The following is a 25,277-nucleotide window of genomic DNA, read 5'->3' on the forward strand; positions in this document are numbered from 1 at the left end:
GTCAGGCCGTGCCGGCAAGCCTGGCCGCGATCGCGCGGTAGCCGCGCATCCACATGTGGTCGAGATCGAGGTCCATCGGCAGTGGCTGCGAGGACACGCGCGCGATCACGGTCTCATTGGCCGGATCGATGTAGATCCACTGGCCATGGATGCCGACGGCCGCGAACGGCGTTTCGCCGCGGTCGAGCGTGTACCACTTGTTGCGGTAATTGCCGTTCGGAAACACCTTGGTCAGGTCGCCGCGCGACCACGCCTCGGCATTGCCGTTCTGCCTGATGTCGTCGACCCACCAGCCGGGCACCACCTGCCGTCCGTTGCTGATGCCGTGATTGCGCATCATCTCGCCGAAGCGGGCGAGGTCGCGCAGTGTCGCGCAGACGCCGCCGGCGACGCGCGCCGCGCCGCGCGAATCAACGGTGATGTAGGCGTCGTGCTCGGCGCCCATCGGCTGCCACAGATAGTGCGAGAGGATCTTCGCATAGGACATGCCGCAGGCGCGCTCATAGACCCAGCCGAGCACGTCGGTGTTGGTCGAGACGTAGTGGAAGGTCTCGCCATGCGGCGCGCCGTTCGGCCGCAGCGTGCGCAGATAGTCGCGCAGATTGCTCGGCGGAATCGCCGGATCCGGCGGCTCCCAGCCGGTCGAGCGCCGGTAGTTCATGATGTCGCCGTCGCGCGCCATGTAGTCTTCGTCGAAGCGGATGCCGACGCTCATGTCGAGCAGATGCCGCACCGTGCAGCTGCCGCCATAGACCGATCCCTCCATCTCCGGGATGTAGCGCGTCACCGGCGCGTCGGGATCGAGCTTGCCGCGATCGGCCAGGATGCCGCCAAGCGTGCCGGCGACCGACTTGCTGACCGAGAAGATCAGGTGTGGCGTATCCGGTGCCAGGCCGTGGGCATACCATTCGAACGCGACCTGTCCGCGATGCGACACCACGATGCCGTCGGTGTGGCTGGTGCGCAGCGCCTGGCCGACGCCCACCGTCTCGCCGCGCGGATCGGCGAAGCTGACGTCGTCGAGATAGCGCGGCGCAAAGGACAGCGGCGCCGGCGCCGATGCGCGTGCGATGTTCGCGGTTGGCAGCAGCTCGCGGACATTGCGGAACGCCCACTCGTTATAGGGATGCTGACGCCAGTTGGCGAGGGTGACTTGTTCGTCGGCCGCCGACGGGAAGGCGGCATGATGCGACGCGAATTCATTCTTGATCCAATGATGACATGGGGAGGTGCGAAAGTTCCGCATGGGTCGCGCCGTCCGCAATCAACCGGATGGTGGAGGGGGGTCTGAGGTTACTCCGGCGTAACCGTTTCCAGGATGTGCGCTTGGCCCGCAAATTGCTTGACTACGCCCTGCGTCTGCCCCAGCGTGCCAGGCATGCGACGCGTAGACGTTCGCCATCGGGAAACATCGGGAGGTAGGTCATGATCGCGCTTCTGGGCCGACCGGATCCGGCAACCACGCAGGCCATTCAGTTCGCGCGCGGGATTCTCGAGGGGTCCGCGACCGCGTTCTACGAGGTCGACGGCAATCTGACCCTCAACCGCTTCGTGCTCTCCAGCAACGTCCCGCCGAGTTTCCACGACCAGTACCTTGCCGGCATGAACCGGCTCGATCCGCTGCATCCGCGCTCCGCGAGCAACCGGTCAATTGCCCGGCTGAGCACAGCGCTCGCCCAATGCGCGTCCCAGGAGGCGGCGACCTACCGCGCCTTCGCCGGCCAATGCGGCGTCGCCGACATGATCGAGTTCTTCTTCCGCCGCAACGACCGGATCGTCGCCGGCATGAGCGTGCTCTGGGCGCCGGGCTGCGCGATCCCCGAAGGCAGCATGCATATTGCCGAGAAGATCCACGACTATCTCGAGTTCAACCTGACCAGCCGCCTGTCGCCGAATCCCGACGAGCCGGCGCGCTACGGCCTGACCTCGCGCGAGATGGAGGTGGTCGAGCTGTTGTGCTGCGGCCGCACCAACCGCGAGATCGGCGAATGCCTGAACATCGGGCTCGCGACGGTCAAGACGCACCTGATCCACATCTTCGAGAAGCTCGGCGTCGAGACGCGGTCGGCGGTGGTAGCGATGATGTCGCGTCCGCATTAGGGCGCGAGCATCACGGTTCAGCTGCCTTCCAGTCGTCGTCCTGGCGAAAGCCAGGACCCATAAACACCGCCGTTGATTGTGAGCGGGTTTTGTGGCTTCAGCGTCGCACAGCAATTGCCATTTGGGGCAATGGGTCCTGGCTTTCGCCAGGACGACACCGAGTGAGTGGCGCGGCCTCTGAGTCACAGGTCCATATTCTCGCGACATGATTTGTCCACCCGATCCACCGTTGGGTGGATTGCCGCCCACCGCGCGGCCGGCCGAGAGTTCCCTGCGGACCGGTGTCGTATTCGACAATGTTGGCGAGCGGCTGCCGCTCGCAACATCAGAGGAAGCGACATGCGTGATTTCATGGCCATCGGCCGCTCGGTGGCGGTTGCGGAGCGGGGCATGGCCGCGACCTCGCATCCGCAGGCGACGCTTGCCGCGGTCGAGATGCTGAAGGCCGGCGGCAATGCTGTCGATGCCGCGGTGGCGGCGGTCGCGGTGCAGGGCGTGGTCGAGCCGCAGATGACCGGGATCGGCGGCGACTGCTTTGCGCTATATTCACCGAAAGCCGGGGAACCGATCGCGCTGAACGGCTCGGGCCGCACGCCGGCCGGTATCGATGTCGAGAAATATTCCGCAAGCGGGGCGCGCGACATTCCGCCGACCGCGCCGGAGGCGGTGACCGTGCCCGGCGCGATCGACGCGTGGTGCCGGCTGGTCGCCGATCACGGCAGCAAGTCGCTGGAGGATATCTTCCGGCCGGCGATAACGGCCGCCGAGCAGGGCTTCTGCGTCACGCCGCGCGTCGCGGAGGACTGGCGCCGCTTTCGCGCCCGGATCGAGATCGACCCCAATGCGGCGGCGCAGTTCCTTCCCGGCGGCAAGGTGCCTGAGGTTGGCGACATCCGCACCCAACCTGCGCTCGGCCGCACCCTGCGCCGGATCGCGCAGCATGGGCGCGATGCCTTTTATGTAGGCGAGGCCGCCGACGAGATGACGGGCATCTTGCGCGGGCTGGGCGGCGCCCACAGCACCGACGATTTTGCCGCGCACAGCTCGGATTATGTGCAGCCGATCTCGGCGCAATACCATGATCACGACGTGGTCGAGTGTCCGCCGAACGGGCAGGGCCTGGCCGCGCTGATGATCCTGCGCACGCTCGCCGGCTACGATGTCGGTTCACTCGCGCAGGCCGATCGCATCCATCTGCTCGCCGAAGCCACCAAGGCCGCCTATCGCGCGCGCGACGCCTTCTTCTGCGATCCGGCGACCGGCAAGGTCGATCCGGCTGCATTCCTTGGCGAAGACTATATCGGAAGGATCCGCAGCAAGATCGACATGAACAGCGCGTCCGCGCCTGCGACCTGGGACGATATCGAGCACCGCGACACCGTCTATGTCACGGTGGTCGACCGCGACCTCAATGCGGTCTCGCTGATCAATTCGCTGTTCTATCCGTTCGGCAGCGGCATCTATGCGCCGAAATCCGGCATCCTGCTGCACAATCGCGGCTGGAGCTTTCGCGCCAGGCCCGGACACCTCAATTCGCTCGGGTCGCGCAAGCGGCCGATGCACACGATCATCCCGGGCCTCGTGCGCAAGGACGGCAGGACCGTGATGTCGTTCGGGGTGATGGGCGGACATTACCAGGCCGCGGGTCATGCCAATCTGATCTCGAACATCTTCGATTTGAAGATGGACATCCAGGCGGCGGCCGAGGCACCGCGCTCCTTTGCCTTCGACGGTGCGTTGTCGCTGGAGACGACGATATCGGCTGATATCCGCGACGAACTGCGCGCCCGCGGTCACGAGGCCCGCTTCTCTGAGGAGCCGATCGGCGGCTGCCAGGCAATCCGCATCGACCACGCCAGGGGCGTTCTGTTCGGCGCCTCCGACCACCGCAAGGACGGCCTGGCGCTGGGGTTCTGAAAGTCTGTGAAATTCACCCCGTCATTGCGAGGAGCGATAGCGACGAAGCAATCCATGCTCCCGCGCATGCCGCGCGATGGATTGCTTCGCTTCGCTCGCAATGACGAACATAGATCCGTCATCCCGAGGGGGGCGCTTGCCCGCATTGCGGGAGGCGGCGGAGCATCCACCGGACGGTGGATTGTTCCAAATGCCGACATGCCGAACGTTTGGCGTCACGCTGGTGTCGTGCGCGGTTCGGCCGCTGTGCACCGCACAGTGATCGCTTCAGGCCTTCCCAATCGAGAAGTTGATCCGCATGAACAGGACATTCGCCGACACGGTCTTCCGCAACGGCCGGATCTACACGTCGAACCGTGGGCAGCCCTGGGCGACATCGGCGGCGGTCAAGGCCGGCCGGTTCATTGCCGTCGGCGAGGAGCGCGACGTCGCGTCGCTGATCGGCGAGGGGACTGCAACCGTCGATCTCGGCGGACGGATGGCGATGCCGGGGATCGTCGACATTCACAATCACATCATGATGGGTGGGCAGGCCGATCTCTACGAGCTGCGCTTCTCCAACGCCGACAGTGTGCCGAGGATCGCCGAGACCCTGCACAAGGCGGCGTCGGCGGCTGCGCCCGGCGCCTGGATCGTCGGCGGGCAGTTCGGCAACAATCTGCTGAACGAGATGAACACCGCGGAGTCCTGCGCGCTGCTGGATGCCGCGTGTCTCGGGCACCCGGTCGTGCTGCGCGACGACACCTATCATAATCGCTGGGCAAGCTCGGCGGCGCTGCGGCTCGCCGGCGTGCAGGCCGACACCCCTGATCCGACCGACGGCGAGATCGGCCGCGACCTCAAGACCGGCACCTTGACCGGGATCATGATCGAGGCCGCCTCGGGTCTAGTCGAGCGGGCGCTCGCCGCCTCCGGTCACTACACGCCGGAGATGGACCGTGCGGCAGTGGCGCGCTCGATCTCGGTGCTGAATACCTATGGCGTCACCGCCTTCATCGACGCCGCCAGCATGCAGCCGATCATGGCGGCGCTGAAGGGGCTCGACGACCGCGGCGAACTCACCGCCTGGGCGGTCTGCGCGATGCCGGTGGTCGAGCCCGGCTTCATGTTCGGCAAGGCCGGCGAGGAGCTGTTTGCGTTGCGCGAGCAGTATCGCGGCGCCCATGTGAAACCCGACTATGTGAAAGTGTTTCTCGATGGCGTGCCCGGCGCCAAGACCGCGGCCTTCCACGAGCCCTACGTGGCAGACCCTGTGCGCGGCTGCTGCTTCCGCGGCGCGACCATGCTGACCGTGCCGGACCTGATCCGCTGGCTCGGGCGTTGCGAGAAGCTCGGCCTGGCGGCGAAGATCCATTGCGCCGGAGATGCCGCGGTGACGCAGGCGCTCGATGCCATCGATGTCGTGCGCAGCTTCAGCGGCCCGACCCATCTGATTCATCAGATCGCGCATGCGAGCTACATCGCGCCCGATGACATCAAGCGCTTCGCCGAGCTCGGCGTCGCGGCCGACCTGTCGCCGATCATCTGGTATCCGACCATCTTCCTCGAGGCGCACAAGGCCGCGATGGGCGAGGAGCGCGCGCAGCGCTTCTGGCCGAACAAGGATTTGAAGGAGGCCGGCGCGCTGATCGCCGGCGGCTCGGACTGGCCTGTCATCCCGATCCCCGATCCCTGGCAGGGCATCGAGGGCATGGTGACGCGGCAAAATCCGACCGGGGATTTTCCCGGCAAGTCGCTGTGGGCCGAGCAGGCGCTCGATCTTGCGACCGTGGTCGACATCTACACCATCGATGCCGCACGCGCGGCCGGCCTCGGCCAGTCGATCGGCTCGATCGAGGTCGGCAAATCGGCCGATTTGATCGTGCTCGACCAGATGATCTTCGACATCCCGCCGGATCAGCTTGCCGATACGCGGGTCGAGATGACCTTCTTCGAGGGCCGCAAGGTCTACCAGCGGGGCAAGTGATGGCAGCGGCGGACCAGATCCCGGTCACGGTGCTGACCGGCTTCCTCGGCAGCGGAAAGACCACGGTGCTGAACCATCTGCTGCGCCAGAAGGAGCTGAATGGCGTCGTCGCCATCATCAACGAGTTCGGCGAGGTGGCGCTGGATCATCTTTTGGTCGAGAGCAGCGAGGATCGTCTCGCGCTGCTCGACAATGGCTGCATCTGCTGCTCGGTGCGCGAGGATCTGATCGAGACGCTGGCCGATCTCGCCGCTCGCCGCTCCGCCGGCACGATCCCGCCGTTCCACCGCGTGCTGGTCGAGACCACCGGGCTCGCCGATCCCGTGCCGGTGCTGCACACGCTGATGACCGCGCCCGATATCATCGGTCGCTACCGGATCGACGGCGTGGTCGCGACCGTCGATGCCGTCAATGGCGCGCACACGCTTGCGGCGCATGACGAAGCCGTCAGGCAGATTGCAGTCGCCGACCGGCTGCTCGTGACCAAGACCGACCTTACTGCTGACCATGTGCTGGCGCGGCTTGATGCTCGACTTGCAGCAATCAATCCAGTCGCGGCGCGCCGCCGCGTGCGGAATGGGGTGGTCGATCCGGCAAAAGTGCTCGATGCCGGGATGTTCGACCCCGCTGGGCGGTCCGCCGATGTCGTGCGCTGGTTCGATCTGGCATCACAGACGGCCAACGAACCGCACCATCACGAAGATCACGATTGCGATGGCGATGCGTGCGACCACCACGGTCACCACGCGCACGACACCGACGTATCGTCCTACAGCCTGATCATCGACGAGCCGATCCAGCGCGACGCATTCGCGCGCTGGCTCGACTATGTCGCGGCGCTGAGGGGCGAGGACCTGCTGCGCTTCAAGGCGATCGTACATGTCGTCGAGCAGCCCGATACGCCCATCGTGGTGCACGGCGTGCAGCATGTGTTCCATCCACCGATCACGCTTGCCGGCTGGCCATCGGCGGACCGCCGCTCGCGGCTCGTCTTCATCGTGCGCGGCATCCCGCGCCAGATCATCGAGAACACCTTGTGCAAATTTGCCGCGGTGAGCCCTGCGGCGATCCAGCGATCCGCGGCCTAGGCGGAATTTACTTCAGACACTGCTTCAGGGAGAGGGACATGACTGAGAATTCAAAGACGAACCCGTCGTCCGGCCGGCTCAACCGGCGCACGCTGCTGAAAGCCGCGGGCGCCACCGGTCTCGCATCCGCGATGAACGTGCCGTTGGTCAACATCGCACGCGCCGCCGGCAACACCATCAAGATCGGCTGGGTCGGTTGCCTCTCCGGCGTCCGCGCGCCGTTTGCCGAGCCCGACACCTGGATTCACGAACGCATCAAGGCCCGCCTCAAGGATGGTCTCAAGATCGGCGGCAAGACCTGGCAGGTCGAGTTTGTCTTCAAGGACAATCAATCCGATCCGAACCGTTCGTCGGTGGTTGCGAGCGAGCTGGTGCTGCGGGAGAAATGCGACCTGATCCTGATCGAGGACGGCGACGCGCAGGCGCCGGTGCAGGAGCTCGCCGATGCCCGCGGCATTCCCTCGATCTCGACCATGGTGCCGTGGCAGGGCTGGATGTTTCCGCGCAAGTCGACTCCCGATAAGGGCTTCCCTTACAGCTATCACTTCTTCTGGGGCGCCGATGATGTCGTGAAGAACTTCCTCGGCATGTGGCAGTCGGTCGAGACCAACAAGAAGGTCGGCACGCTCTATATCGACAATCCCGCTGGCCAGGCGTTCTCCGACCCGAAGGTCGGTTTGCCCGGCGGCATCACGCAGGCGGGCTATCAGGAATTCTCTGCCGGAAAATTCCAGATTGCGACCGACGACTTCACCAATCAGGTGTCGTCGTTCAAGAACAACGGCGTCGACATCGTCTCGGGCTTCACTTACGGCAATCACTGGGTGACGCTGTGGAACCAGGCCGCCCAGGCCGGTTTCAAGCCGCAGATCTGCACCGTCGCGGCGGCGTTCCTGTTTCCGAGTGCGGTGAACGCGCTCGGCGATCGCGGCGACGGCATGTCCACCGAAGTGTGGTGGACGCCAGCCTATCCGTTCAAGTCGTCGCTGACCGGGCAGAGCGCTGCCGAACTCGCCGCGGAATGGGAGAAGACGACGGGCAAGCAATGGACTCAGCCGATCGGTTACGCCCACGCCTTGTGGGAGGTTGCGCTCGCCGCACTGCAGAACAGCGATCCAAAGGACAAGAACTCGCTGCGCGATGCCATCGCGGGTCTCGACATGGAGACGGTGGTCGGGCCGGTGAAGTTCAAGGGAACGCCGATCAAGAACGTCGCGGTGACCTCGCTGTCCGGCGGGCAATGGCGCAAGAGCAAGGGTGGCAAGTCGAAATACGAGCTCCTGATCGTGCACAATGGTACGGCGCCGTTCATTCCGAAGCAGGCCGATCTCCAGCTGCTCTCCAAGCTGGCTTGAGATGGCACCGCTTCTGCGCGTCAGCGGGCTCTTCAAGCGCTTCGGCGAGATCGTGGTCGCCGACAATGTCAGCTTCGAGCTGGCGCGCGGCGAGTGCCTCGGCGTGATCGGCCCGAACGGCGCCGGCAAGAGCTCGCTGCTCAACCTGATCGTCGGCCTGCTCACGGCCGACGGCGGGTCGATCATGCTCGACGACGAGGAGATAACCGGCCTGCCGCCGCATCGCCGGGCGCGGATGGGGCTCGGGCGCGCGTTCCAGATCCCGCAGCCGTTTCCGCATCTGTCGGTCTATGAGAACGCGCTGGTCGCGGCGTCCTACGGCGCGGGTCTCTATGGCGAGGCGGCGTCGAGCTGGACCATGCAGGTGTTGCAGCGGACCGGGCTCGACGCCAAGGCGGACAAGCTCGCCGGCGCCTTGCCGTTGATCGACCGCAAGCGGCTGGAATTCGCCAAGCGCTGGCCTCGAAGCCCAAGCTGATCCTGCTCGACGAGATCGCCGCCGGGCTGACCGAGCCCGAGGTCGAGCGCCTCGTTGCCATCATCAAGGGCGTGAAGGCCGATCACGCCATGATCTGGATCGAGCACATTCCGCACGCGCTGCGCGCGGTGTCGGACCGCATCCTGGTGCTCGATTTCGGCCGCAAGGTGCTCGAAGGACCGCCGGCTGACGTCATGGACAGCGCCGTGGTGCGCGAAATCTATATGGGATTGAAGGCCGATGGCGTTGCTTGATGTGAACGGCCTGCAGATATTCTACGGCGATCTCCAGGCCGTGTTCGACATGAACTTCACCGTCGCGGACGGCGAGGCGGTGGCGCTGGTCGGCGCCAACGGCGCCGGCAAGTCGACGTTCCTCAAAGCGCTGGTCGGGCTCAACGAGGAGCGGCGCGGGGCGGTGCGTTTCGACGGCATCGACATCTCGCAGATGCCGGCCGAGCAGGTGTCGCGGCTCGGCCTCATCATGGTGCCCGAGGGACGCCTGCTGTTCGACTCGCTGACCATCGAGGAGAACCTCTTGATGGGCATGGTGAACCGGCGCAAGGGCAGCTGGACCTTGCGGCGGGTATTCGACCTGTTCCCGATCCTGGAAGAGCGGCGGCGGATGTTTCCCGGCCAGCTCTCCGGCGGCCAGCAGCAGATGGCGGCGATCGGCCGCGCGCTGATGTCGAACCCGCGGCTGCTGCTGTGCGACGAGATTTCGCTCGGGCTCGCGCCCGTCGTGGTCGAGCAGATCTATCGATCCTTTGCCGACATCCGCCGCGAGGGCACCGCCGTCGTGCTGGTCGAGCAGGACGTCAAGCGGGCGCTCGCGACCTCGGAGCGGATCTATTGCCTGTTGAAGGGGCGGGTGTCGCTGACCGGCCCGGCGCAAGGGTTGCAGCCGGAGCAGCTGACGCACGCTTATTTCGGAAACTAGCCAGGATTGGCAACGAACATGATCTGGGTTGAGACATTGATCAACGGGGCCCTGCTGGGCGGGCTCTACGCGCTGCTCGGCATCGGGCTCGCTTTGGTGTTCGGCGTGATGCGCGTCGTCAACATCGCGCATGGCGAGTTCATGGTGCTGAGCGCGTTCTGCGCCGTGCTGCTTTCCAACCTGTTTCCGCAGGTGTCGCCGCTGCTGATGCTGATTCCGGTGATCGCTTTGTCCTTTGCGGTCGGATGGCTCTACCAGGCCGTCATCGTCAACCGGGTCGTGACGTCGCCCGATCCGCTGTCGCCGCTGCTTTTGACCTTCGGCGTCTCGGTGATCCTGCGCAACGTGACGGTCGAGGTGTTCGGCGCCGACGTGCGCAGCCTGCAGGTCGGCGAGCTCTCCCGCGCCAGCCTCGAGATCGCCGGCCTCAACATCGGCATCATGCCGCTGCTGACCTTGGTGCTCGCCGCACTGCTGTTCATGGCGCTGCAACTGGTGCTGCGCCATACCGAGTTTGGCCGGATCGTGCGCGCCACCGCTGACCGCCGCGACATCGTCCGGCTGTCCGGGGTCAAGCCGGACCGGGTCTATAACTACGTCATGGGCCTGTCGCTGGCGCTCGGCGCGATCGGCGGCGTGCTGCTCGCGGTGCGTTCGAGCTTCACGCCCTTCTCGGGCGCGGAGCGGCTCCTGATCGCCTTCGAGGTCGTGGTGCTCGGCGGGCTCGGCTCGTTCTGGGGCGCGCTGCTCGGCGGCATCGCGCTCGGCATGGCGCAATTGATCGGGCTGAAGATCGATCCGAATGCGGGACTGCTCTACGCGCACCTCTTGTTCTTCATCATGCTGTTGATCCGCCCGTCGGGTCTCGTGTCGAGCAGGGTGTGACGCCGATGCCGACGCGGACAATTCTGATGGCCTCTACCATCGTGCTCGTCGCGCTCATTGCCGGCGCGCCCTTCGTGCTCAACGAGGGTTTCCTGCGGCTCGCGACCGAATGCCTGCTGCTGCTGACGATGGCGCAGATGTGGAACCTGCTCGCGGGCTATGCCGGACTGGTGTCGCTCGGTCACCAGGTCTTCATCGCCTTCGGCGCCTATGCGCTGTTCCTGACCTCGGGCTGGCTCGAGGTCACCCCGATCTGGGTGCTGCCGGTCGCACCGCTGGTGGCGGGCGCGGTCGCGGCGATCATCGCGTTTCCGCTGTTCCGGCTGCGCGACGCCTATTTCTCGATCGCGATGTGGGTGTTTGCCGAGATCATCGGCGCGTTCACGATGAAGTCGCAGGAGGTCGGCGGCACGTCCGGCATGCCGCTCGCGACCAGCAAGCTGATCAATTTCGACTGGTTCGAGCCGACGATGTTCTGGCTCGCCGGCGGCCTGACGCTCGTCACCATCGCGGCGCTGTACAAGATGATGACCTCGAGCTTCGGGCTCGGGCTGATGAGTGTGCGCGACAATGATCTTGCGGCGATGAGCGTCGGCGTCGACGTCCGCCATAACCGCTTCATCGCCTTCGTGCTCTCGGCCGCCGGATGCGGGCTTGCGGGTGCGTTGAGCTTCATGGGCAATTTGTTCATCGCGCCGCTCGCGGCATTCGACGTCAACTGGTCGGTCTACATGATGTTCATCGTGATCATCGGCGGTATCGGGACGCTGGAAGGCCCGATCCTCGGTGTCATCATCTTCTTCGGTCTGCGCGAATTGATGACCGGGCCGCTCGGCTTGTCCGGCGGCTGGTATCTGGTCGGGCTCGGCATTATCGCCGTCGTCGTGATGATCGTGGCGCCGCGCGGCATCTGGCCGGCTTTGCGCGATCGCCTCGGCGTGCGGCTGCTCGATGTCCACCGCGCCGCGCCGCGTCCGGCCACGGCCACCATCCTGCCGGGCGCATCGGAACGGGTTACCGGATGAAGCAGGCCTTCACGCCGTCACCATTGCTTGTATTCTGACCGTTCTGGCTTTGAGTGGAGGGCGTGATGGCTCTGGTATTTCGGGGATGCGGATGGGCAGTGGCCGGCCTGGTCGTGGCGACGTTGACGGCGCCGTTGCCGGCGCAGGCCGAGCGCAGGATGTGGCCGCAGGCGGCCGCGACGCACCCGATGGACGGGTTGACGACGGACGAGATCCGTTCGGTGACCGAAATCCTCCGTGGCGCCGGCAAGCTCGACGATGCCGCGCGGGTCGTCTCGATGACCGTCGACGAGGATCCCAAGGACGAGGTGCGGGCGTGGAAGCCGGGACAGCCGTTCGCACGCCGGGCGAACGCGACGCTGCTGAGCGGCGGGCATCTCTACGAATCTCATATCGATCTCGCCGCGCGCAGCCTCGTCGGCTGGGACGAGGTCAGCGATCATGAGGCCGCGCTGACCATCGACGAACTGATGTCCGCCGGCGACCTGCCGAAGCAGGACCCGCGCTGGATCGCGGCGATGGCCAAGCGTGGCATCACCGATTTCCACAACGTCATGTGCCTGCCGCTCACGGTCGGGCCGGTGAGCGACCCGGCCATGAAGGGCCGCCGCCTGCTCAACGTGCCCTGCGTCGACACCACGGGCGCTGCCAACAATCTCTGGGGCAAGCCGATCGAGAATCTGGTCGCCCAGGTCGATCTCAAGAGCAAGACGGTGCTGTCGGTGACCGATCTCGGCGTGGTGACGCCGCCGCCGCAGTCGCCTTCGCACGCCTATGCCGACTCCGGAAAATACCGCAAGCCGCCGAAACCGATCGAGATCACCGCGCCCGAGGGCAGTAATGTGAAAGTGGAGGGCGGCCAGGTCCGCTGGGACAATTGGTCGTTCCATGTCCGCCTCGAGCCGCGCGTCGGCGCGGTGCTGTCGCTGATCCGCTACGACGACCACGGCACCTTCCGCGACATCGCCTATCAGATCTCGGCGAGCGAGATGTTCGTGCCCTATATGGATCCGGCGCCGACTTGGTCGTTCCGCGCCTATATGGATATCGGCGAATACGGCTTTGGCGTGCTCTCCAGCGAATTGCAGCGCGGCATCGACTGTCCCGAAGGCGCGCATTTCCTCGACCTGACGATCTCGGACACCAAGGGCAATCCGGTCGTCTCCAAGGGCGCGGTCTGCATCTTCGAGCGCCCGACCGGCGATCCGATCTGGCGCCACAGCGAGCTGATCAACAACACGGCCGAAGTGCGCCCGAACAACGAGCTGGTGGTGCGGATGGCGCCGGTGGTCGGCAATTACGACTACCTGGTGGACTATGTGTTCGACCGTGCCGGCAATATCGACGTCCGGCTCGGCGCCTACGGCATCGATGCGACCAAGGGCGTCGCCAGCAAGACACTGAGCGACCCGACCGCCGCGCAGGATACCGCCTATGGGACGCTGGTCGACGAGCGGCTGCTCGCGGTCAATCACGATCACTACATGACGTTCCGGATCGACATGGACGTCGACGGCACCTCGAACCGGCTGGTCGAGGATCGCTTCAGCGTCCGCCGGCTGGAGCAGGGCCAGCGCAAGAGCCTGTGGCAGGTCGACACCAAGCCGGTCGCGACCGAAGGGCCGGTCACGACGCCGCTGAGCGCCGCCCAGTTCAGGATCGAGAGTGCAGGCAAGACCAACAAGCAGGGCTATCGCACCAGCTATCAGATCATGCCCGGCCATTCCGACGTCTCGCTGCTCGCCAAGGACGATCCGATCCAGTTGCGCGCAGGCTTCAGCGCCTACACGCTGTGGAGCTCGGCCTACGCCCGGGATGAGCGCTACGCCGCGGGCATGTATCCGAACGAAAACCCTGAGGTCGACGGCTTGCCGAAATGGACCGCGGCGAAGCGGCCGATCGAGGATCGCGACTTGGTGCTCTGGTACACGGTCGGCTTCCGCCACGTGCCGCGCGCCGAGGATTGGCCCGTGATGCCGGGCCTCTGGCATGGCTTCCGGCTGCGGCCGTTCAACTTCTTCGACCGCAATCCCGCGCTCGACGTACCGCCGATGGTGAATGCCAGGGAGAGCAAATGAGCGGCCGCGTGCCTCGCCTTGGCGCGATGGCCGGTGCGCTGCTGGCGCTGTTGGCCGCGCAGCCAGCCGCGCGCGGCGCTGCTGCCGAAAGCGGCGTTGACGATGCGTCCTTGCTCTATCTGAGCGGCGTCGACTGGGAGCGCCAATCTGCGCCGCGCAAGCTAGCGCTCGCGGCTGACTTCATGCGGATCTTCTGCACGGATCAGAGAATGTCGGCCGCATCGCTCGCCGACTGCCTCGACCGCGGCAAGGCGGATGGCGCGCCGTTCGAGCGGGCGATCGCTTGCGTGAGTGCGAGATGATTTTCGCGTAGCCCTATCCCCGTCATTGCGAGCGAAGCGAAGCAATCCATCTCTCCACAAGCGGAGATATGGATTGCTTCGTCGCTATCGCTCCTCGCAATGACGCGTCTCAGCCGGCCGCTGAGAGGCCGGCGTCGATCCCTTCGGCGATCGCCTTCACATCCAGCGAGGTGAGGATCAAAGGCGGGGACAGGATGAGATTGTTGCCGGAGACGCGCAGCATCACGCCGGCCTCGTAGGCGGCATCTGCGACCTTCGCCATCGTCTTCTTGTCGGCGGGCTTCTTGCTGTCGCGATCGGCGACCAGCTCGAGCGCGGCCATCAGGCCCTTGCCCCTGACGTCGCCGACCAGCGGATGCTTGGCCTTGAGTGCGGCCAGCGCCTGCGCAAGGTCCTTGCCGCGCGCAGCGGCATTCTCGTCGAGCTTGAGGCGGCGGGTCTCGGCGAGCGCCGCAATGCCCGCGGCGCAGCCGACCGGATGGCCGGAATAGGTGTAGCCATGGCCGATCGAGCCGAACGTTGTCGCATCAGCCTCGAAGGTTTCCGCGACGGCTTCGCCGATCAGCGTCGCGCCGAGCGGGAAATAGCCCGAGGTGATCGCCTTGGCCATCGTCATCATGTCGGGCTTCACGCCCCACAGCCGCGAGCCCGACCACGCGCCGGTGCGTCCGAAACCGGTGACGACCTCGTCCGCGATCATCAGGATGCCGTGGCGGTCGCAGATCTCGCGCACGAGCTTCATGAAGCTGTCCGGCGGCACGATCACGCCGCCGGCGCCCAGCACCGGCTCCATGATGAAGGCCGCGATGGTGTCGCCGCCCTGGAACGCGATCTCTTCTTCCATCGCAGCCGCGCAGAGCTGCGCGAGCTTTCCGGGATCGGTCTCGTTGAAGGGATTACGATAGGTCGACGGCGCCGGGATATGGAACACGCCCGGCAGCATCGGCTCATAGTTGCGGCGGAAATTGGCATTGCCGTTGACCGACGCGCCGCCGAAATGGGTGCCGTGATAGCCCTTCTTCAGCGCCAGGAACTTGGTGCGGTCGGCCTGGCCCTTGATCTTCCAGTATTGCCGTGCGAGCCGCAGCGCGGTCTCGACCGAGTCCGATCCGCCGGACGTGAAGAAGGCGCGGACCATGCCTTCGGGCTTGAACCATTCGGTGAGCTCGTAGGCGAGCTCGATCGAGGGACCGCTAGAAGTCCCGCGGAAGCCGGAATAATACGGCAGGGCGCTGAGCTGGTCCGCGATCGCCTGCTTGATCGGATCGCAGCTGTAGCCGAGGTTGACGTTCCACAAGCCGCCGACCGCATCGATCACGGTCTTGCCGTCGATGTCGGTGACGTGAACGCCTTCGCCCTTCATCACGATCCGCGGCGGCTGCGCCCGCATCTCGGCGGGATGGGCCATCGGATGCCAGATCGGCTTGGCGTTGTTCTCAACCAGGAAGTTTCTGTCGCGCATGATCGTTCTCTTTTATTCGAATTGCAGCCCGAAATGCCGCAGCGCCTCGCTGTAGGACGCGGCCGGGCTGCGCACGTCAAACAGCACCGTGCGCATGTTGCATGCGGCGGCGCCTGTGATGTTGCGGCGCTGGTCGTCGACGAAGACGCAATTGTCTGCCTCCAGCCCCAGTTCGTCCAGCACGCTTTGATAGGCGCGCGGGTCAGGTTTCAGGATCCCGGTATGGGTCGCATCGACGATGGTATCGAAGCGCTTGAGGATGGACAGGCGGGTGCGGAAATCCGCGCCATAAAACAGGTCGAGCTCGTTCGAGAGGATCGCGAGCGGGAACCCGGCGTCGGCGGCGAGGGTGATCGCGCGCGCCGCCTCGGGGCGGATCACAGTGTCGGGATCGGCACCGCGCGCCCGTTTCACGAAGGTTTCCATGTCGTGCCAGTCTTCGCCGACCATGCGCCCGACCTCGCGGCTGCGCATGAGCCAGTAGTCGCGTTCGGAAATCTCGCCGCGCTGCATCGCCGCCCAGAGCGGATCGCTGTCGGGCGCGAACGGTCCGAGCCATTTCAGCGTGCACGGTGCGAGCCCGAGTGCGCGCTCGGTCAAATCATGGGTCTCGAACAGGGTCTTCGAGATGACACCGCCGAAGTCGAGCACCAGTGCTTGGCGTGCGGCCGCGTCATGCTGCAGCCGTCGCGCGGCCGGGGCGGATGATGCCGGCCGCGACCCAGCGGTCGAAAATGCCGAGCACGGTTTCATTGAACGTCGTGCTGTTGATGTGCTCCTTGATCTCGTGCAGCTCGACCGGCGGCTGGACCGCCGACCGCATCGCGTCGACAAAGGCGGCGAGGGCGTCGGGTTCGTGCAGCGCCTCGCCTTCGCGGTCCCATTGCTGGATACCGCCGGCGGGGAGCACGAAGGCGACCGGCGCGCTGGCGCGGGCCAGTTTCTCAGCAATCGCGCCCGCGATCCTGCGGCGTTCGGTTGCCCCCGACGTCGCCGATGCGAGCAGCCGGTTGTGCGCATGGAACGGACGATCCGACAATTCGTTCGGAACCCCAAGCCACGTCGGGAAGTCCACCATGTCGATCGCGCCGGGAGCGACGATCTGCGGAATGCCCGCTTTGCCTGCATTCTCCAGTCGGTCTGCGCCGGAATTGACCACCGAGCCGGTGAGCTGATTGGCGACTTCCTGCAGGCTGAGATCGAGCACGGCTGCGAAACCGCCTTGCGCGGCGATCGACTCCATCGCGCGGCCGCCCATGCCGGTGGTGTGGAAGACGACCACCTCGTAGCCGCGCCGCTCGAGCTGCGGCTTCAGCTCCACCATGTAGCGCAGGCAGCTCTTGCCAAGCGAGGTGATCGCAACCACCGGTCGGTCCTTGCGCGGCTTGATTGCGCTCCGCGCTGCGCCGACGATCGCGCCGCAGGCCTGCGACAGCACGGCGGTGCAGGTGCCGTTGAGGCCGTAGAGGCCGCCGGCCCACAGGATCATCATCAGGTCGGCGGCGACACGCTCGGGCGGGATCAGATGCGAGAACGCAACCGTCGAGACGATCAGCTTCGGCAGGCCGAGCGGCAGCGCCTGAGCGACGTCGAGCGCGAGGTCGGTTCCCATGGTGCCGCCGATCGCGATCACGCCGTCGATGGCATCGGCGCCAGCGAGCTCGCGCGCCAGATTTGCGGCGCCAATCGCCATCAGCGACATCGCGGAGTTCTCGTCGCCGCTCGATGCAATCGCCGCGATCGTGGTTTGCGCGGCGGCCGCCACCGCGTGCTTGTCATGCGCCGCCTGGTACGGCGGATCGCCGAGCACGCTGATGTCCATCATGATGGTGCTGCCGCCGGCGCGCGCGATGCACTCGCTCATGAACAGCAGTTCGTCGGCCTTGGTGTCTCCCGTTCCGATCAGGAGAATGCGGGGCTGCGTAATCTCAGGCATGACCTTGTCAGTGCTCGCCGGCAGGCGTGAATGATCGTGGGCGACTGGTTTGCACCGAGCGTGCAGAGCGTTCGGCCATCGTGCGATCACGCTATGAGGGGAGTAGCCGCGGTGACATCCACCTATCGGTTGATTGCTGCCAAGGCCTTGATTTGGCGAGGATTGCGCCATGCCAGCGATCCCGGTCGGGATTAGCTTTCGTCACCGTCACAATGATCCCGCATGCAGCAAGCCCAGATCGATCAACTCCGATCGGCCGCAATTCCGGCCCAGCAGCTCTTCATCGGCGGCAGACCTGCGCAGTCGGTCAGTGAGGCGCGGCTTGATGTCGTATCGCCGATCGACGGCCAGGTGCTGACGACCATCGCAGATGGCGATGCGGCCGATGTCGACCGTGCGGTGAAGCAGGCGCGGCAGGCCTTCGAGCAGGGCGGCTGGTCGCGCGCGGCCCCCGTGCATCGCAAGAAGGTGCTGCTGCGGTTCGCCGATCTCATCGAGCAGCACGCTCTCGAGATCGCGGTGCTCGGTGTGCGCGACAACGGCACCGAGATCGGCATGGCCTACAAGGCCGAGCCGCTATCGGCGGCGGGCACTGTTCGTTATTACGCCGAGGCGATCGACAAGGTGTATGGCGAGATCGCGCCGACCTCGGGCGACGTGCTCGGGCTGGTGCATCGCGAGCCGCTCGGCGTCGTCGGCGTGATCGTGCCGTGGAATTTTCCGCTGATGATCGGCGCGTGGAAGATCGCTCCTGCGCTCGCCGCCGGCAATTCGGTCGTGGTCAAGCCGCCGGAGCTGGCGTCGCTGACGCTGTTGCGGCTTGCCGAGCTTGCGACCGAGGCGGGGCTGCCGGACGGCGTGCTCAACGTCGTCACCGGCCGCGGCGCATCGGCCGGCGAGGCGCTCGCGCTGCATATGGATGTCGATGTGCTGGCCTTCACCGGCTCGGGCGCGGTCGGGCGACGGCTGCTGGAATGCTCGGCGCGGTCGAACCTGAAGCGGGTTCATCTCGAGCTTGGCGGCAAGTCGCCCAACATCGTGTTTGCCGATGTGCCCGACATCAAGTATGCGGCCAAGGTCTCTGCGAACGGCATCTTCCGCAACTCCGGCCAGGTCTGCGTCGCCGGCTCGCGGCTGCTGGTGCAGTCGCAGGTCTATGATCGCTTCATGGATGCGCTGCTCGACGCGACCGCCAAGCTCCGTGTCGGCGATCCCCTCGACCTGACCTCCGATATCGGCGCGATTTCGAGCCAAGTGCAGTTGCGCAAGAACCTCGGCGCGGTTGCCCGCGCGGAAGCGCAGGGCGCGAAGCGGCTGATCGGCGGCGAGCAGATCCGCGCCGGGAGCGGCGGCAACTTCATGGCGCCTGCGATCCTCGCCGAGGTGACGCCATCGATGGAGGTCTGGCGCGAGGAGGTGTTCGGCCCGGTGCTGTCGGTCACGCGGTTCGATAGCGAGGACGAGGCCGTCACGCTCGCCAATGCGACGCCCTATGGACTTGCTTCAGCGGTATGGACCGGAAGTCTGTCGACGGCACACCGCATGGTGCGCGCCATCAAGGCCGGCGTCGTGCACGTCAACGCCTATGGCGGCGCCGACATCACGGTGCCGCTCGGCGGCTTCAAGCAATCCGGCTTTGGACGCGACAAGTCGCTCCATGCTCTCGACGCCTATACCGACCTCAAGACTGCCTGGATCGCGCTATGACATCTTTGGCCGCCGAACGCGCAGGCGTTCTGAACCGTTTGCTTGATGCCGAGCAGGAACGTTTTCGCACTCTGCATCCGCGATCGGCTGCGGCGTGGCAGGAAGGCCGGCAGCACTATCTGTACGGCGGCCCGTCGCATTGGATGCGGCGCTGGGCCGGTGGCTTCCCGGTTTATGCCGAAGAGGCGCAAGGCGCGCATATCCGGGATATCGACGGCCGCGACTACATCGATTTCTGCCTCGGCGATACCGGCGGCATGTGCGGGCACGCGCCCGAGGCAGTGACGGAGGCTGCGCTCGCGCAGCTCAAGCGTGGCGCGACCATGATGCTGCCGACCGAGGACAGTCTCTGGGTCGGCGCCGAGCTGTCGCGCCGCTTCGGCCCGAAATACTGGACCCTGACGACGTCGGCGACCGACGCCAACCGCGCCGCGATCCGCATCTCGCGCATGATCACCGGCCGGCGCAAGGTGCTGGTGTTCTCCGGCTGCTATCATGGCGGCGTCGAGGAGGCGCATGTCGAGATCCGCGACGGCCGGGTCGGCCTGCGCAACATGATCCATCCCAACGGCATCGACCATGATGCGGTGAGCCGGGTGGTCGAGTTCAACGATGTCGCGGCAGTTGAGGCGGCGCTGGCGCAGGGCGACGTCGCCTGCGTGCTGACCGAGCCGCTGATGACGAATTTCGGCATGATCCCGGTCGACCCCGGTTTCACCAGCCTTGCGCGACCTGACCCGGCGCGCCGGCACCGTCCTTATCATCGACGAGACCCACACACTGTCCTGCGGACCGGGCGGCTACACAGCGAGCCACGGGCTCGAGCCTGATATCTTCGTCGCGGGCAAGGCGATCGCGGGCGGCATCCCCGCCGGCGTGTTCGGGCTCAGCCAGGAGATTGCGGAACGGCTGTGGAAGCTCGTGCCTCACGTCAATCCGCGGGAGCGGCAGTCCGCACATCTCGGCTTCGGCGGCACGCTCGCCGGCAACGCGCTGACGGTCGCCACCATGCGCGCGGTGCTCGAGCAGGTTCTGACCTCGGCGAACTACGAGCGGATGATCGGCACCGCGACCTCGCTCGCGCAGGAGGCGCGCCGGCTGATCGGAGCGGCCGGTCTGCCCTGGCACGTCACGCAGATCGGCGCGCGTGCCGAGATCATGTTCATGCCGCAGCCGCCGCGCAGTGGCGCCGACGTGATTGCGGGCCGGCAACCCGATCTCGAGACCTTGCTGCATGCGTTCTACATGAACGAGGGCATTCTGGTGACGCCGTTCCACACCATGCTGCTGATGTGTCCGGCGACGTCGGCGCGGGATGTCGACAAGCACACGGCGGTGTTCGCGCAGTTCATCGATCTGCTGCGCGGAGCGGGAGCAATCTGATGCCGGTGCCTCCGTTCAATCTCGACGGCCAGGTCGCCATCGTCACCGGCGGGGGCAGGGGAATCGGCGCTGCCATCGTGACACGGCTCGCGCAGGCCGGCGCGACCGTGGTGATTGCCAACCGCACGTCTGACGTCGCCGAGGCGCTGGCGCGCGAACTGGCGGCTGATGGACGGACGGCGCATTGCGTCCCGTTCGACAGGCTCGATCGTGGCAGCCTGCGTGCAATGGTCGACGATGTCGTCGCCAGATGCGGCCGGCTCGATATCGTGGTGCATAATGCCGGCGGTTGTCCGTGGGCCTCGCTGGAGGAGCTCGACGAAGCCAAGCTCGACGAGACGCTGGCGCTGAACCTGAACGCAAGCATCTGGCTTGCACAGGCTGCAATCCCGCACATGCGCGCCAACCGCTTCGGGCGCATCCTCGTGACATCTTCGGTGTCCGCGCGCGTTGCGATGGGCGGCGGCGCGCATTACTCGGCGGCGAAAGCCGGTGCGAACGCGTTCATCCGCGGCGCCGCCTTCGAACTCGCCCGCGACGGCATCACAGTTAACGGCGTCGAAGCAGGCTTCATCGAGAAGCCGGGCCGCGGCACCATGAGCGCGCCGGAGAACAAGGCGAAGCTCGAACGCTTCATCCCGATGGGACACATGGGGAGTGCGGACGACATCGCCTGTGCGATGCTCTACCTCGCCTCCGTTGAAGCCAGATACGTCACCGGCCAGACCATCGTCGTCGACGGCGGCTCGACCTTGCCGGAGACCGGATTCGCCGTTGAGCGGCAGTGGGGAGTCTAGATGCCACGGCTGGACGGAAAGACCGCGCTGGTGACTGGCGCAGCCACCGGGATCGGCCGGGCCACCGCTGTTCTGCTGGCGTTGAGCGGCGCGCGCGTCGTGCTGTTCGGTTTGGGGGATGCCGAGCTTCAAGAGGCTGCGGCGGAATGCGGAGGGCAGGCGGTCCATGGCGATGTCACGCGTCCGGACGACATTGCCAAAGCCGTCGGTGCCTGCGGCGCGTGGCTCGACATCGTCGTCAATGCCGCCGGTCTGATCGTGCCGGATCAGCCTGCAAGCGTCTCCGACGAGGTTTGGGCCAAAACGCTTAATGTGAACTTGACGGGGACGATGCGGGTCTGCCGCGCATCCCTGCCGCTGCTGCGGCAGCGCGGCGGCTCGATCGTCAACATCGCCTCGGTGGCCGCGTTCAATGCCAGCCCGGACAGCGCAAGCTATGCCGCCAGCAAGGCGGCCGTCGTCGCCTATACACGTTCGCTGGCCTACGCCCACGGCGCCGATGGCGTCAGAGCCAATGCCGTGGCGCCGGGCTGGGTGCGGACACCGATGAGCGCCTATGAAATGCAGCTGCTCGCGGAGCAGAACGGCACCACCGCCGAGACCGAGTTTCGCGGCGTCGAACGGCGGATCGCTTTGGGACGGATGGCCGAGCCCGCCGAGATCGCGGCATGCTGTCTGTTCCTGGCCTCCGACGAGGCGTCCTTCGTGACGGGCGCGGTGCTGGTCGCCGATGGCGGTGGCCGCTCGCCGACGCAGAATCGCGCGGTCTAGAGCCGCGTTCCGAGTGAATCGGAACGACGCGTTTTCTTCACGCGAACCGGGATCCACTTCGCTCGAAAACGCTCCCAGAACGGTCGATTGGCGTCGGAGTGTGGCGGCCAGCACCTTGATAAGGCCTGGTGGATTTGGCACTCTCGCGCCGTCACGTCATTCGATCGAGGGGCGTTATGAACAAGTCATTTTCTGTGATCATTGCGGCGGCCGCGTCCATCGTCGTCCTGTCGTCGACGGCGGCGAAATGCGGCGACTATCCGTTTGGCGATCCGCCGTACCGGCTGGACTACGTGCAGGAGCCGCAGATTGAATCGGGCTGCTGGAAATGGAATTGGCAGCTCTACCAGTGGCAGGATTACTGCCCGGTCTACGTCCATCCGAAAGCGTATATGTTCTCGCGATCGTCGCGCGTGGTGCTTCGCACCAAGGGGTGAGGAGCAGCCCGGCGACTTAGCTGCTCTGCGTCACGCCCATTGGAGCGACGCAGAGCGCGCACTCATGAGTGCGCGATGGTGCAGGCCACCTGATGGTGCTTGCCGAAGTTGAGCAGCGCGTTTTCCCGGAAGCCGTCCAGCCAGATGCCGCGGCCCGCGTAGCGGTAGCCGACGCCCATCGGAACGTGCCGCACATGGATGCCGCCATGGCCGGTGAGCAGGGAGGCCGTGACCACCTCGCCCTCGACCGACACGGCGCGCGGGCACAGCGGATATTGATGGCCGTTCTCGCAGGTGAACACGATCTCGGTGCAGGTGCCGACCGGTGCCTTCGTGACCAGGCCGAGATCCGCGGCCGCGGCCGGCCGGGAATTGCCCGAGAGTGCTGCGCCCAAAGCCAAAATGCCGGCGACCATGTAGCCAATTCGAATCCGCATCAGTGCCCCCTCGTCCAGCGATAGGCCAAGTAATTGAGGAAAAATAACTCGCGCTAAATGAGCAAAAAAAGCCTCCAAGGTCAAACCTGCGGCAGCGGTAGACACAGGGTTCGAGCGCCGGGTGTTGCAAGTTTGCTGCAGTGGAACGGAATTAGGTTGACGGCTGTCCTGCTGCGACAACGTGCCTTTACTGGCCACAATTGGCCTGCAAGTGGTGAGGGGTACTTGAGTCGTTTCGTGGGACTGCTTCGAGAGCCTGACCGGTTCGCAACGCGAACGGGTTTTGGACGAACGTCGGGGGTGGGAATGAACTTCCGTGGTGCCATTGCAGGTTCGCTGCTGACCTTGATGATTGTCTCCGCGTCGTCGCTGACGGCGCATGCACAGGCACCATCTCCTCAACCGGCGAGCGGCCGGGACGCGGCGGCTCAGCCCGCTCAGGACACTCATTCCTTCTCTGGTCCCAGCTTTCGCAAGGGCCTGTGGCGCTTCATCCGAACGCTCGACGTCGTCAGGACTGCGAACAAAAATTTCAAGTACCGGGTGGTCAACGCGGAGACGACGCGCTGCGTCGACCCGACCTTCGCCATGAAGGCCACCTTCTCGCCAGAACCGATCGGAAGCTGCGTCTCGGACAAGCCTGAGAAGGTCGGCAATCGCTACACCTTCGGGCACCGCTGTGATTACATGGGCACGGTCAGCACCGTGATCACGGTACGCAGCGACGAGGCCTATACCGAGCTCAACGAGGTCAGCACCGGAGAGAATCCGAGGACCGACACGGTCGTCGCGACCAGGATCGGCGACTGCGACGACGGAGGTGCAGCCAACTCCGAAAAGTCCGCTCCGGCGCGTTTGCAGCACTAGCACCAGGTTGGCGATCAGCCAGAAAGGCTAGCCGGCGAGCTTGCCAGGATCAGCTCCTGGGACGCCGAGGCATGGGCCCGATTTGCGACGGGCCCGGACCAGGCTCTTTCGTGGGGCTTCGATCCGACAGCTGAGAACCTCAACCAAAATGGGTCAGTATTTACTCGACCTTAACGCGAAGTGTTCTGGAATGAAGTGAGGTTGGGCGTGCTTCAAGTGAAGTCACGCGATGCGCACCGTGCAGCCGATAAGGATTCGTCAAATGACTTCGCGTGAGGGCTTCGGGCAGTCGAAGGTCTTCGCCTGCGCGCTTGGCGCCGTGATCGCGCTTTCCCTGTCCTTGCTCGCTTCCCACGGCGCTGTGGCCGAGGAGAGCTTCAGCGGGCCGACCTTCCGGAAAGGGATGTGGCGGTTCGTGCGGACGCTGGAGCTCGTGTCGCCCACGAATGTCCGGCAAAAGCTGCTCGAGCGCGAGATGCTGCGCTGTGTCGACCCGACCCAGGCGATGAAGGCGACGTTCTCATCCCCATCGATCGGAAATTGCCATTCCTCAAGGCCGGAGAAGGTGAACAACAGGTACGTCTTCTCGAACCGCTGCGACTACATGGGGCCGGTCAGCACCGTCATCACGGTTCTGAGCGACGAGGCCTATACCGAGGTCAATGAAGTCTATGGCCAGGCGCCGCGGACCGACCGGGTGGTCGCGCGCCGGATCAGCGATTGTCACGAGGAGCGGGCACAACTTGGCCAGCCGGCCGCCGCACCGAGCGAAGCTTCGCATGATGTGGAGCAGGAGACGGCAGAGGGCGAGCCGCTTTAGGGCGGCGTTCAGGCCCGGCGCGGCTCTATGCCGATGCGCCCGTTAGATCGGCGAGGCCAAGATCGCCTGCGGCGCCATCAGATCTTTTGCTGGCCGCCGGGCGCGCTGACCTTGACGGTGATCTTCTGAATTTCGGTGCGGCCGCCCTGGTACTTGACCGCGATGGTCAAGACATCGTCGCCGAGGAATTCGGGCGCCTTGTAGAAGGCGACATAGGCGGGCACCTCGAGCGCCAGGCAGGCCTTGTAGTTGGTCGCCTTGGCCTTCGCTGTCTTCACCACAACCTTGCCGGCAGTAGGTGGACTGACCAGCCGGATGGTCGGCAATGGCCCCGACGTGCAATCGGGCAATACGTTGAGATAGATCCCGATTTGGGTGTCCCGGTTGGCGAGCGCCCGATACTGGCGTTCGACCGTGGTCTCGGGCGGGACTGGTTGTTGTGGGGCTTGCGCAGCCGCCGCACCGAAAGAGCCGCAAATCAAAATGGCGGCACACGCCTGAAGAATCACACGCATCGACCGCTCCAA

The 25,277-nt window shown here is 65.5% G+C and carries 22 protein-coding genes and 2 pseudogenes; 18 read left to right on the forward strand and 6 right to left on the reverse strand.

Translation table 11 applies throughout. From position 1 onward, the window contains the following. Position 1 precedes the first annotated feature (1 nt). Positions 2–1,246 (reverse strand): serine hydrolase domain-containing protein, encoded by a 1,245-nt coding sequence (locus AKN84_RS31660; RefSeq protein WP_128971302.1) that lies wholly within the window; start codon positions 1,244–1,246, stop codon positions 2–4. A gap of 179 nt (positions 1,247–1,425) precedes the next feature. On the opposite strand from AKN84_RS31660, the gene AKN84_RS31665 reads away from it, so the two are divergent. The 11 genes and pseudogenes from AKN84_RS31665 to AKN84_RS31715 all read left to right on the forward strand — a co-directional run bounded on the left by AKN84_RS31665 (position 1,426) and on the right by AKN84_RS31715 (position 14,133). Beyond that, on the forward strand, positions 1,426–2,100 hold the full coding sequence (locus tag AKN84_RS31665; RefSeq protein WP_050424404.1) for a helix-turn-helix transcriptional regulator: 675 nt from the start codon (positions 1,426–1,428) through the stop codon (positions 2,098–2,100). 339 nt (positions 2,101–2,439) lie between these two features. After that, a complete protein-coding gene (locus AKN84_RS31670) occupies positions 2,440–4,017 on the forward strand; it encodes a gamma-glutamyltransferase family protein (protein WP_050424405.1) in 1,578 nt (525 codons plus the stop codon). Between the two features lie 298 nt (positions 4,018–4,315). Next, positions 4,316–5,983 (forward strand): amidohydrolase, encoded by a 1,668-nt coding sequence (locus AKN84_RS31675; RefSeq protein ID WP_050424406.1) that lies wholly within the window; start codon positions 4,316–4,318, stop codon positions 5,981–5,983. Further along, positions 5,983–7,071: a CobW family GTP-binding protein gene (locus AKN84_RS31680; RefSeq protein WP_050424407.1), complete on the forward strand. Its 1,089-nt coding sequence runs from the start codon at positions 5,983–5,985 to the stop codon at positions 7,069–7,071. Before AKN84_RS31675 ends, AKN84_RS31680 begins: the two co-directional genes overlap by 1 nt. Positions 7,072–7,109: 38 nt before the next feature. Next, positions 7,110–8,426, forward strand: a complete 1,317-nt coding sequence (locus tag AKN84_RS31685) for an ABC transporter substrate-binding protein (RefSeq protein ID WP_050424408.1) — start codon at positions 7,110–7,112, stop codon at positions 8,424–8,426. A 1-nt stretch (position 8,427) separates the two neighbouring features. Next, a pseudogene (locus AKN84_RS31690) lies at positions 8,428–9,158 on the forward strand (ABC transporter ATP-binding protein). Beyond that, a complete protein-coding gene (locus AKN84_RS31695) occupies positions 9,145–9,843 on the forward strand; it encodes an ABC transporter ATP-binding protein (RefSeq protein ID WP_050424409.1) in 699 nt (232 codons plus the stop codon). The pseudogene AKN84_RS31690 and the gene AKN84_RS31695 overlap by 14 nt, the downstream one beginning before the upstream one ends. 18 nt (positions 9,844–9,861) lie before the next feature. Next, on the forward strand, positions 9,862–10,728 hold the full coding sequence (locus AKN84_RS31700; protein WP_050424410.1) for a branched-chain amino acid ABC transporter permease: 867 nt from the start codon (positions 9,862–9,864) through the stop codon (positions 10,726–10,728). Positions 10,729–10,754: 26 nt separating this feature from the next. Beyond that, positions 10,755–11,753 (forward strand): branched-chain amino acid ABC transporter permease, encoded by a 999-nt coding sequence (locus AKN84_RS31705; RefSeq protein ID WP_244485620.1) that lies wholly within the window; start codon positions 10,755–10,757, stop codon positions 11,751–11,753. 65 nt (positions 11,754–11,818) lie between these two features. Continuing rightward, complete coding sequence (locus AKN84_RS31710; protein ID WP_128971303.1) at positions 11,819–13,831, forward strand: copper amine oxidase; 2,013 nt, start codon at positions 11,819–11,821, stop codon at positions 13,829–13,831. Further along, positions 13,828–14,133 carry a hypothetical protein gene (locus AKN84_RS31715; protein ID WP_050424413.1) on the forward strand — a complete coding sequence of 102 codons (306 nt, stop codon included), beginning with the start codon at positions 13,828–13,830 and terminating at the stop codon, positions 14,131–14,133. The genes AKN84_RS31710 and AKN84_RS31715 overlap by 4 nt, the downstream gene beginning before the upstream one ends. A gap of 109 nt (positions 14,134–14,242) precedes the next feature. Here AKN84_RS31715 and AKN84_RS31720 read toward each other — a convergent pair whose 3' ends face one another. From AKN84_RS31720 to AKN84_RS31730, 3 genes are read right to left on the reverse strand one after another with little or no spacing between them, the layout of a single operon-like run. Next, a complete protein-coding gene (locus AKN84_RS31720; RefSeq protein ID WP_050424414.1) occupies positions 14,243–15,595 on the reverse strand; it encodes an aminotransferase class III-fold pyridoxal phosphate-dependent enzyme in 1,353 nt (450 codons plus the stop codon). Between the two features lie 12 nt (positions 15,596–15,607). Further along, positions 15,608–16,279 (reverse strand): HAD family hydrolase, encoded by a 672-nt coding sequence (locus tag AKN84_RS31725; RefSeq protein WP_050424434.1) that lies wholly within the window; start codon positions 16,277–16,279, stop codon positions 15,608–15,610. After that, positions 16,269–17,531 (reverse strand): Tm-1-like ATP-binding domain-containing protein, encoded by a 1,263-nt coding sequence (locus AKN84_RS31730; protein WP_050424415.1) that lies wholly within the window; start codon positions 17,529–17,531, stop codon positions 16,269–16,271. The genes AKN84_RS31725 and AKN84_RS31730 overlap by 11 nt, the downstream gene beginning before the upstream one ends. A 222-nt stretch (positions 17,532–17,753) precedes the next feature. Between AKN84_RS31730 and AKN84_RS31735 the strand changes: the two genes are divergently transcribed. The 5 genes and pseudogenes from AKN84_RS31735 (at position 17,754) to AKN84_RS31755 (ending at position 22,626) form a co-directional block, all read left to right on the forward strand. Next, positions 17,754–19,238, forward strand: coding sequence for an aldehyde dehydrogenase (locus tag AKN84_RS31735; RefSeq protein ID WP_050424416.1), 1,485 nt, complete (start codon positions 17,754–17,756; stop codon positions 19,236–19,238). Positions 19,239–19,381: 143 nt separating this feature from the next. Beyond that, positions 19,382–20,621, forward strand: a pseudogene (locus AKN84_RS31740) (transaminase). Beyond that, positions 20,621–21,418, forward strand: a complete 798-nt coding sequence (locus tag AKN84_RS31745) for an SDR family oxidoreductase (RefSeq protein WP_050424417.1) — start codon at positions 20,621–20,623, stop codon at positions 21,416–21,418. The pseudogene AKN84_RS31740 and the gene AKN84_RS31745 overlap by 1 nt, the downstream one beginning before the upstream one ends. Beyond that, on the forward strand, positions 21,419–22,189 hold the full coding sequence (locus AKN84_RS31750) for an SDR family NAD(P)-dependent oxidoreductase (protein WP_050424418.1): 771 nt from the start codon (positions 21,419–21,421) through the stop codon (positions 22,187–22,189). A 176-nt stretch (positions 22,190–22,365) separates the two neighbouring features. After that, positions 22,366–22,626, forward strand: a complete 261-nt coding sequence (locus tag AKN84_RS31755) for a hypothetical protein (RefSeq protein ID WP_050424419.1) — start codon at positions 22,366–22,368, stop codon at positions 22,624–22,626. Between the two features lie 62 nt (positions 22,627–22,688). Here AKN84_RS31755 and AKN84_RS31760 read toward each other — a convergent pair whose 3' ends face one another. Beyond that, positions 22,689–23,063, reverse strand: coding sequence for a hypothetical protein (locus AKN84_RS31760; protein WP_050424420.1), 375 nt, complete (start codon positions 23,061–23,063; stop codon positions 22,689–22,691). Positions 23,064–23,369: 306 nt separating this feature from the next. On the opposite strand from AKN84_RS31760, the gene AKN84_RS31765 reads away from it, so the two are divergent. Both AKN84_RS31765 and AKN84_RS31770 read left to right on the forward strand, forming a co-directional pair. Beyond that, positions 23,370–23,930 (forward strand): DUF3617 domain-containing protein, encoded by a 561-nt coding sequence (locus tag AKN84_RS31765; protein WP_050424421.1) that lies wholly within the window; start codon positions 23,370–23,372, stop codon positions 23,928–23,930. A 262-nt stretch (positions 23,931–24,192) separates the two neighbouring features. Beyond that, positions 24,193–24,750, forward strand: coding sequence for a DUF3617 domain-containing protein (locus AKN84_RS31770; RefSeq protein WP_050424422.1), 558 nt, complete (start codon positions 24,193–24,195; stop codon positions 24,748–24,750). Between the two features lie 77 nt (positions 24,751–24,827). On the opposite strand, the gene AKN84_RS46200 is transcribed toward AKN84_RS31770, so the two are convergent. After that, complete coding sequence (locus AKN84_RS46200; protein WP_128971304.1) at positions 24,828–25,265, reverse strand: hypothetical protein; 438 nt, start codon at positions 25,263–25,265, stop codon at positions 24,828–24,830. Positions 25,266–25,277 lie beyond the last annotated feature (12 nt).

The sequence above is a fragment of the Bradyrhizobium tropiciagri genome, from assembly GCF_001189845.1.
Taxonomy (GTDB): Bacteria; Pseudomonadota; Alphaproteobacteria; order Rhizobiales; family Xanthobacteraceae; genus Bradyrhizobium; species Bradyrhizobium tropiciagri.

What these genes read in the sequence shown, in the direction of transcription:
- AKN84_RS31670 (WP_050424405.1), top strand. Translation starts at nt 2,440, where the DNA reads ATGCGTGATTTCATGGCCATCGGCCGCTCGGTGGCGGTTGCGGAGCGG.
- AKN84_RS31695 (WP_050424409.1), top strand. Translation starts at nt 9,145, where the DNA reads ATGGCGTTGCTTGATGTGAACGGCCTGCAGATATTCTACGGCGATCTC.
- AKN84_RS31770 (WP_050424422.1), top strand. Translation starts at nt 24,193, where the DNA reads ATGACTTCGCGTGAGGGCTTCGGGCAGTCGAAGGTCTTCGCCTGCGCG.
- AKN84_RS31745 (WP_050424417.1), top strand. Translation starts at nt 20,621, where the DNA reads ATGCCGGTGCCTCCGTTCAATCTCGACGGCCAGGTCGCCATCGTCACC.
- AKN84_RS31720 (WP_050424414.1), bottom strand. Translation starts at nt 15,595, where the DNA reads ATGCGCGACAGAAACTTCCTGGTTGAGAACAACGCCAAGCCGATCTGG.
- AKN84_RS31705 (WP_244485620.1), top strand. Translation starts at nt 10,755, where the DNA reads ATGGCCTCTACCATCGTGCTCGTCGCGCTCATTGCCGGCGCGCCCTTC.
- AKN84_RS31735 (WP_050424416.1), top strand. Translation starts at nt 17,754, where the DNA reads ATGCAGCAAGCCCAGATCGATCAACTCCGATCGGCCGCAATTCCGGCC.
- AKN84_RS31700 (WP_050424410.1), top strand. Translation starts at nt 9,862, where the DNA reads ATGATCTGGGTTGAGACATTGATCAACGGGGCCCTGCTGGGCGGGCTC.
- AKN84_RS31675 (WP_050424406.1), top strand. Translation starts at nt 4,316, where the DNA reads ATGAACAGGACATTCGCCGACACGGTCTTCCGCAACGGCCGGATCTAC.
- AKN84_RS46200 (WP_128971304.1), bottom strand. Translation starts at nt 25,265, where the DNA reads ATGCGTGTGATTCTTCAGGCGTGTGCCGCCATTTTGATTTGCGGCTCT.
- AKN84_RS31750 (WP_050424418.1), top strand. Translation starts at nt 21,419, where the DNA reads ATGCCACGGCTGGACGGAAAGACCGCGCTGGTGACTGGCGCAGCCACC.
- AKN84_RS31765 (WP_050424421.1), top strand. Translation starts at nt 23,370, where the DNA reads ATGAACTTCCGTGGTGCCATTGCAGGTTCGCTGCTGACCTTGATGATT.
- AKN84_RS31755 (WP_050424419.1), top strand. Translation starts at nt 22,366, where the DNA reads ATGAACAAGTCATTTTCTGTGATCATTGCGGCGGCCGCGTCCATCGTC.
- AKN84_RS31715 (WP_050424413.1), top strand. Translation starts at nt 13,828, where the DNA reads ATGAGCGGCCGCGTGCCTCGCCTTGGCGCGATGGCCGGTGCGCTGCTG.
- AKN84_RS31680 (WP_050424407.1), top strand. Translation starts at nt 5,983, where the DNA reads ATGGCAGCGGCGGACCAGATCCCGGTCACGGTGCTGACCGGCTTCCTC.
- AKN84_RS31685 (WP_050424408.1), top strand. Translation starts at nt 7,110, where the DNA reads ATGACTGAGAATTCAAAGACGAACCCGTCGTCCGGCCGGCTCAACCGG.
- AKN84_RS31665 (WP_050424404.1), top strand. Translation starts at nt 1,426, where the DNA reads ATGATCGCGCTTCTGGGCCGACCGGATCCGGCAACCACGCAGGCCATT.
- AKN84_RS31730 (WP_050424415.1), bottom strand. Translation starts at nt 17,531, where the DNA reads ATGCCTGAGATTACGCAGCCCCGCATTCTCCTGATCGGAACGGGAGAC.
- AKN84_RS31760 (WP_050424420.1), bottom strand. Translation starts at nt 23,063, where the DNA reads ATGCGGATTCGAATTGGCTACATGGTCGCCGGCATTTTGGCTTTGGGC.
- AKN84_RS31660 (WP_128971302.1), bottom strand. Translation starts at nt 1,246, where the DNA reads ATGCGGAACTTTCGCACCTCCCCATGTCATCATTGGATCAAGAATGAA.
- AKN84_RS31710 (WP_128971303.1), top strand. Translation starts at nt 11,819, where the DNA reads ATGGCTCTGGTATTTCGGGGATGCGGATGGGCAGTGGCCGGCCTGGTC.